This is a genomic window from Rhodocyclaceae bacterium, assembly GCA_020248265.1.
Lineage (GTDB): Bacteria > Pseudomonadota > Gammaproteobacteria > Burkholderiales > CAIKXV01 > CAIKXV01.
In genome coordinates this window covers 495,431-502,038 of record JADCHX010000011.1, presented here as the reverse complement: position 1 = coordinate 502,038, position 6,608 = coordinate 495,431, and the positions used below count along the sequence as shown (strand labels likewise).

Below are 6,608 nucleotides of genomic sequence, written 5' to 3'. Positions count from 1 at the left end.
CGCCGCGAACAGCCGGCCGAGCACGTCGGTCGCACCACCCGCCGCGTAGGGCACGACCAAGCGTACCGGTCGCGAGGGCCAGGCCTCCGGCGACGACTGAGCCCAGGCAGGCCCCGTCACCACCATGCAGGCGACCAGAGCCGGCACACGCCAGCCCTCGAGTGCCTGCCGGCGCCGGTTGACCACACGTGACTGCGCGTCGAAAGCTGCCTGTTCCATGCTCATGCTCCCCTGGCGGACGCCACTTTTTCGTTGGCTATCGCCAGCGAATAGTATGTTCAAACGCGTTCGGGCACGTCGCAGTCGCGCTCCCAGCCCTCGTTCTCGAGCTTCAGGCTCTGGAACGCCACCGCATTGGCATTCGTATCGAGGTCGGGCAGCGCCAGGTACTCGCTGACCCAGCATCGGTAGAGCCTGTAGGCGATCGCCAACTGGCCGGCCTCGTTGTAGACCCCGAGGATCAAGTCCTTGCGGAAATCGTTCAGCGACACTTCGCTGCCTGGACCTGAGCCGAAGTTCCAGACCTTGCTCGCCCACTGTTGGAATTCGGCATCGCAAGTCACGCCGCGCTCCAGGCTTATCGCCGCGAACTTCGCGCGGCCCGGGCGATTGCGGCCGGTCGACGGATCACCACCCTCGCGGTGCTCGACCACTTCCGTGCTGCGCTCGAGCGCCGACACCGTGCTCACCCCGGCCACGTAGCGGCCGTCCCACTTCAACCGGAAATGGAAGTTCTTGTAGGGGTCGAAGTGTTGCGCATTCACCGAGAACCATGAGCCAGAAGGAACCAGCGCGGCACACACCGCTTCTGCCGAATGGCAAATGGTACCAACGAAAAAGCGTCCGAAGGCGCTTGTTTGCCAGTCCATTGGCGGAGAGGGTGTCTGTCAACCCTCTAGTATCCATGCGGGTTACAGAACCTCTGAATCAGCTATCCCCCAACCTACCCGCCGAACCGTCAACCCTCGGAGCGCCCTTTGCACCTTTTCAATCGGTACGTGGGAAGTTCAAACTATCCATTCCGGCGACCTTGCAGGACGAAGTCCCGCGAAATCGATGATTCCCAAGGAGAACCGCTTTGGAAGGCTTACTGATCACGTTCGGTTTAGTCGCCGCCGCTGCGAGCTACTATTTTGGCTGGGAAGCTGGAAAACAAGAAAAGGTTCGGGAGATTGCAAAGTCCATACGAGACCACATGAGCACTGATGCTCAACGCAGCGATTTTGCGAACATCTTCAAAATTTCAGGGATGCATCTTTATGAAATTGAACCTTCGTGGAACACATTGGCAAGCGGTCCGCCGCCTGCATTTATTGTCAGGCAGGGCGAATTCTACGATCTTGCGGCTCGCAGCGAACTTGCCTCGGATGTTCCACTCGATGCCGTAGAAAAAAAAGTTGACTCGATGCACGAGATGTATCTTGATTACGCGAAGAAGCGTCGGAAGTGGGGCTAGATGAATGCTTTCGGAGGCAACCGCCGCTCACCCCGCCTGGATCGTCTTCATACGATGGGGCACCGATCGGCCTATGGCGCGCCCGGCTGCGTTCGTCTTCGATACGCCGACGGGCTTTCTGTGGATCGAACCTTCGTATTTTGACGAACCCGGCTATCGTTCTGCGCCAGCGATGCACGTCGCGCGCTGCGAGGTTACGCAGGCAGTCGGCGAGCGCTGGACATTCGTCGGCGAGATGTCGGGCGCCGTCGAGCGCTACGGCATCGGAGAGGATGCCGACATCGTCTCCGGGCTCGAATGGTTCGCGACAGAGTTTCTACCGTCGCAAAAGAAAACGCTCGCCGAACTGCGGGCGAGCGTTGCGGAGAAGCTCCGAAGAGAAGCCGTCGAGATCCTCTAGCATGCTCGCGCGCAGGACTCGGCCCCTGAGTTCGCCAGTCATGGAATTCGGGCAAGCATCTCGTTGCCGGTCGGCAATTCGGTGAAAAAAGCCCCAGTGCATGGCCGCACGAGCTGAACTCCGGTTCAGATCGTCGATCATCGAACGAGGGCCGAACCGGCATCACCGGTCCCCGGCAGGCCTTTGCGCGCACGAATGCCCTTCATGGTCAATGCATCGGGCGTCCCAGCAGCTTCTCGTGTGTCCTGACTTCCTTCGCAAGGCGTTCACTCAATTCACTGGCCCCCGTTTCCGGCACGACTTCCTGATCGACGGATGACTTCGCAAGTATGCTTAACGCCGATTCATACGCGGGGCGCAAATCCTTCTGGCTGGGCTCGGCCACGAGGAAGTACAGCTTGAACTTTTCCTTAGCCTTGGCCACGCTGGTGAGTTGTCCGAGCCATTTATGCGCCTTGTCCCGTATCGAATCCGCCGACGCGAGATCGAACGACACCGGCGCCAAACAATGCCAAGCACCGTTCTTCCAGGCGTGCTTGAACTCGACTTGATCGTCGTCCACGGCGATCGTCTTCTTTACAAAGTGCGGCAGTACCTGCCGCTTTTCGAGTTCCAGGCTGAACCGCTTCCAGACGTCTTCGTCCTGCCGCCGCGGCACCTGCGCGCGGGGTTCGTGCGCAGTCACGAAACGATCGTAGAGCTGTTCGAGCGTCGCGCCGGGGTCGGCTGTAAGCCCTGCGCCCATTGGCGACCACTGCAGTGAGCTGTCGTCGGCCCCGAGCACGGCATGTGCAAAGCGCATCACGCCCGTTTCAGTGGCCTGCACGGAGGTTTCCGCATTCAGTTCCGCCTGAAACCATTCGAACTCATGGGTCACATGGCGCATGCTTGAGCGAAACGAATCACCGTCAAGTGACGGGAAGACGTCTTTCAAGCGCTTGTATGTGGTCCGGCACCGAGCATTGACGTAGTGGCATTCCGGGACCAGCAAAGCTACGCCGACGTTCAGAAACTCCCCGGTGCCAATGTCGTGGACATAGCGCAGCACCGTGTAGGTGTAGGCAGTCTTGTTGCTCATGACAGTGTCCTCAGGATTTCCCGCATGGCGGGGCCAATATGTTGCCGGAGGTCGTGCAGGAAGTCGATCACCGTATCGGCAGTGTGCGCCGCCTGCGTGCTGGCGGTCCACTGCGGCGGTAGTGATGCCCGATAAGCGGTCAACCGCTCGTCGTCAATGGCCTCCCACGCCGTCGCGAGTCGTGTCAGGTCCGGGCGGGTGCCGCGGAGCGAGGGAAAAAGCAGATGCGTCCCGACCGATCCCGTCGCATTGAGTGCACCCGGCGTCCAAGGCGGCGCCCAGAACAGCACGCCCTCGGTGACGAAAGCCAATTCGTGATCAAAAATCGCAAAGCGCTCGCCCTTCACCTGAAGATTCGGGTTCTCTGGCCGGCGATCTGGGTTCTGGATGAGCAGATCGAACGCGTATATCTCTGCCGCAGCCTGCTGCATAGACATCGGCACACGACGCTCTGGCATCCAGGCCGCAAAGCCGTTGGGGAGCATTGTGGAACCGAAGCCAATGGGAACAGCGGCCGCGAGTGCCGCGCCATCAGCGGAATACATGGTCGACACGGCGGCCACGAACTCGGGCGAAAGGGTCACGCAAAAGCACTCCGGCACGGGCAGACCTAGGTCGGCCGCCAGCATCGCGCCGAAGGCTTCGCGGACTAGACCTTCTACCGCTAACTGCGCGCTCGTAAACTTCGCGACCACCGCCACGGAGCGACCGACACGGTTCTCGCATTCAAGCAGGAATGGACGAGTTCGGCCTTTCGTGATTCGACGGTCGAAGCGGGTGGCGATAAGGGTGTCCAGCATTCGGGAGTCGATTCAGTTGAAAGCTCGATAGAGCAAAGCGTTGCAAGATGCATTTGCTTTTGCCAACGCATCAGCCTGTCGTTCCATGACCGACTTAATGCTCTGAACGTGCTCGCAAAACGCCTTTTGCAATGCCCCTGGAACCACGGGCACCGGTAGCGATCCGAGACCTTCGACATTTAGGTTGTATTGCCCCGCCGAGGTTTTCGCCCGCTCCCGCAAGAGTCGCCTTCCTCGGTCGCTAGACAAGTACGCTTGCAAAAACACGGGCGAAACGCGCGAGTCTGCCAGTCTGGCCCGGATCAGATAGGACGCGTAGACGCAGTCGCCGCCATCATGCCCAGCAGCGGTCAAAACTCTGCTGGCGTAAACCGAGCACCGCCCGACGAATTCTGGGTTTCCGTTAGTCCGAACAAACAGTAGGTCGCCGTCCAGCAGTCGCAAACGCTCAAGCTCAGCCGGCTTTAATGACACGAGCTTCACCTCAGTTATGTCGATCGCACCGTCGACGACATTCGGGATTCTCAGGACAGGTATCCCGACGGATCCAGACTTCTGTGACGTTCCGTACCGGAACGAATTAACAAGCTCCCTCATCGGCACTACTGGCCAGTTCTTCGGATTAGTTTCTGGGTCGCCAAACATATCGTTGAAAATCGCCGGGATCAGCTCGGCGGCTGTCTGCTGGGCTTCGCGGCGCAGACGAACGATGCCTTCGGCTCGGGTAAGCAGGTCGACGATGCTGCGCTGCACCTCGAGCGAGTGCAGCGGAACCATCAGGCTCTCGATGAATCCCGATTGAACGCTATGTACCGTTGCGCCTTTCTTGACTCCACGCGCAACGACATTCAAAGACTCCGACCGGAGAAACCAATATAGATAGTCTGGTACGACCTCATCGCTGATGGGAGTGGCCGCCTTGATGTCTTGATTGAACGCTACTGGCCTTCCGACCTGCGCAATCGGGAACGAGTGCGCTAGGATTCCAGAGCGAACGACGAGCAAGATGCTGCCGGGTGGCACGATCGACGTTGCTGAGTTTTCTACCGCCTCGGCTGAGATGTAGTCCGTCGTGCAGTCGATGACAGCCTGCTTCATGTCTTTCGGTGACACCCATGGAATGTCGCCTGCCCAAAAGCGGGCATTCGACTTAGGAGGCGTGCCACCGTGCCTGAAGGCGCAAAGATCACGGAGTGGTTTGAAGCTTGCCGCGCTCATCGCGACTGTTCGGCGAGAAGAGCGCGAAGCGCCGACACCTCCTCCGTGATCTCCGCTTCGATTGACGCGAGTTCATCCAGCAGCTCGCGCGGATCACGGTGCTGGACTTGCGCCTGGCTCATCGGCCTGTAGCGCCCCGCCGACAGATTGAAGTCGGTCGCCCGCAGCGTCGCCGCGTCGGCAAACCACCATTTCTCATCCCACTTCGACGCAGCGTCACGCGCTGCCCACTTGCTCTCAACCAATGCACGCTGGGCGTACGCCCGCACCATTCCCGGCAGGTCGTCGGCCTCGATGGACGTGTCATGGTTCGCATCGAGCTTGTAGCCGTCATCGTCAGCGTGCAGGAACAGCACTCGCTCGGTGCGCCCGCCCTTGCGAAAGAACAGCACCGACGTCTTCACCCCGCTGTACGGCTGGAATACACCACCCGGCAGGCTGAGCACGGCCTCGACACGGTTGTTCTCAATCAACTGCCGGCGCAGTTCCTTGTGCGCACCGGTCGAGCCGAAGAGCACGCCCTCTGGCACGATTACGCCGCAGCGACCGCCCGGCCGAAGACTGTCCATCATGTACTTCAGGAACAGCAGCTCGGTCGCCGTGGTGGTGCCGACCTTCACGTCTTCCACGATACGGTCGCGGTCAACACGGCCGGAAAACGGCGGGTTTGCAAGGATGACGTGGAAGCCCTCGGCAGGGAGTCCAAGCTCGGCTTTGCGTTCGGCATCCTGCGTCGTAGTCAGGACGTTGCGCAATTGGATGCGCACATCGGAAAGGCCGCGGAGCGTCAGATTCATAGTGGCCAGCCGGACCATTTTCGGGTCGACGTCATTACCGAAGAAGGTTGCGCTATTCAGGGCGCTGACCTGTGCCGCCGAGAGCTTGTCGCCCAGTCCACGGCGCTGCGGCTTGCCGTCCAGCTCGGCGGTGGTTATCGCGCTGGGTGACGAGTTGGCCAGGCGGATGTGGTTGTATGCCGCCACCAGAAAGCCAGCAGTGCCCGCAGCCGGGTCGTAGATGGTCTCGCCGACCTTGGGGTCGATCATCTCGACGATGATACGAATCACATGCCTCGGCGTCCGGAACTGACCGAGCTCGCCAGCCTGCTTGATCTGCCGCAGCACATGCTCGAACAGGTCACCCTTGGTATCGGCATCGGCCTGATCGAGGCGCAAGCCATCCACCAGATTGATGACTTGAGTCAGTACGGTAGGCTCGTCGATGGTCAGACGGGCGCCGGCCATGAAGTTGGTCGCTCCGCCCTGTCCAAGCTCCGCGAAGAAGGCGAACACCTCGTCGCGTACGAAACGCACGAGCGACTCGCCGGACATGCCTTTTGCCCAGATAGACCACCTGAACCGGTCTCGCGGGATGCTTGCTGCGCCCGCCTGTACGCCCTGGCCAGCCGCGCCCGCCGGAGCGTTGAGCGGATTCTTCAGCTCCCAAGCTCCGTCGAACAGGCTCGTGTGCGGCTTCTTGAGAAAGCGCGCACGTGCGCGGTTCTCTGCGTCGATACCCTCGATCAGATAGAAGAAGAACAGAAACGACAGTTGCTCGGCGTTGCTCACCGGATCCGGGTAACCGCCACCGAAAAGATAGTCGCGGATCTGGTCGATCGACCGACGCATCTCGGGTGTCAGGGGCATAGGTTCATTG

Annotated in this window: 8 protein-coding genes; 2 read left to right on the top strand and 6 right to left on the bottom strand. The window is 60.3% G+C overall.

All coding sequences use genetic code 11. The features are described 5' to 3' along the window. Both ING98_13235 and ING98_13230 read right to left on the bottom strand, forming a co-directional pair. Positions 1-126 (bottom strand): tripartite tricarboxylate transporter substrate binding protein (locus ING98_13235; GenBank protein MCA3102831.1); only part of this gene is annotated, 126 nt, incomplete at its 3' end. Between the two features lie 152 nt (positions 127-278). After that, complete coding sequence (locus tag ING98_13230; GenBank protein ID MCA3102830.1) at positions 279-869, bottom strand: phage tail protein; 591 nt, start codon at positions 867-869, stop codon at positions 279-281. A gap of 209 nt (positions 870-1,078) precedes the next feature. Here ING98_13230 and ING98_13225 point away from each other — a divergent pair, with 209 nt between their 5' ends. Together ING98_13225 and ING98_13220 are read left to right on the top strand one after the other, a co-directional pair. Then, a complete protein-coding gene (locus ING98_13225) occupies positions 1,079-1,456 on the top strand; it encodes a hypothetical protein (protein ID MCA3102829.1) in 378 nt (125 codons plus the stop codon). 73 nt (positions 1,457-1,529) lie between these two features. Further along, positions 1,530-1,856 (top strand): hypothetical protein, encoded by a 327-nt coding sequence (locus ING98_13220; GenBank protein ID MCA3102828.1) that lies wholly within the window; start codon positions 1,530-1,532, stop codon positions 1,854-1,856. A 208-nt stretch (positions 1,857-2,064) separates the two neighbouring features. Here ING98_13220 and ING98_13215 read toward each other — a convergent pair whose 3' ends face one another. The 4 genes from ING98_13215 to ING98_13200 are packed head-to-tail and all read right to left on the bottom strand — an operon-like array spanning position 2,065 to position 6,598. Next, complete coding sequence (locus ING98_13215; GenBank protein ID MCA3102827.1) at positions 2,065-2,934, bottom strand: DUF3037 domain-containing protein; 870 nt, start codon at positions 2,932-2,934, stop codon at positions 2,065-2,067. After that, positions 2,931-3,734, bottom strand: a complete 804-nt coding sequence (locus ING98_13210; protein MCA3102826.1) for a hypothetical protein — start codon at positions 3,732-3,734, stop codon at positions 2,931-2,933. The genes ING98_13215 and ING98_13210 overlap by 4 nt, the downstream gene beginning before the upstream one ends. Before the next feature lie 12 nt (positions 3,735-3,746). Next, the gene (locus ING98_13205) at positions 3,747-4,952 is read right to left on the bottom strand and encodes a restriction endonuclease subunit S (protein MCA3102825.1); all 1,206 of its coding nucleotides are present in this window, start codon (positions 4,950-4,952) and stop codon (positions 3,747-3,749) included. Next, positions 4,949-6,598, bottom strand: a complete 1,650-nt coding sequence (locus tag ING98_13200) for an N-6 DNA methylase (protein ID MCA3102824.1) — start codon at positions 6,596-6,598, stop codon at positions 4,949-4,951. The genes ING98_13205 and ING98_13200 overlap by 4 nt, the downstream gene beginning before the upstream one ends. Positions 6,599-6,608: the final 10 nt, after the last annotated feature.

What these genes read in the sequence shown, in the direction of transcription:
- ING98_13230 (MCA3102830.1), bottom strand. Translation starts at nt 869, where the DNA reads ATGGACTGGCAAACAAGCGCCTTCGGACGCTTTTTCGTTGGTACCATT.
- ING98_13220 (MCA3102828.1), top strand. Translation starts at nt 1,530, where the DNA reads ATGGCGCGCCCGGCTGCGTTCGTCTTCGATACGCCGACGGGCTTTCTG.
- ING98_13215 (MCA3102827.1), bottom strand. Translation starts at nt 2,934, where the DNA reads ATGAGCAACAAGACTGCCTACACCTACACGGTGCTGCGCTATGTCCAC.
- ING98_13210 (MCA3102826.1), bottom strand. Translation starts at nt 3,734, where the DNA reads ATGCTGGACACCCTTATCGCCACCCGCTTCGACCGTCGAATCACGAAA.
- ING98_13205 (MCA3102825.1), bottom strand. Translation starts at nt 4,952, where the DNA reads ATGAGCGCGGCAAGCTTCAAACCACTCCGTGATCTTTGCGCCTTCAGG.
- ING98_13200 (MCA3102824.1), bottom strand. Translation starts at nt 6,598, where the DNA reads ATGCCCCTGACACCCGAGATGCGTCGGTCGATCGACCAGATCCGCGAC.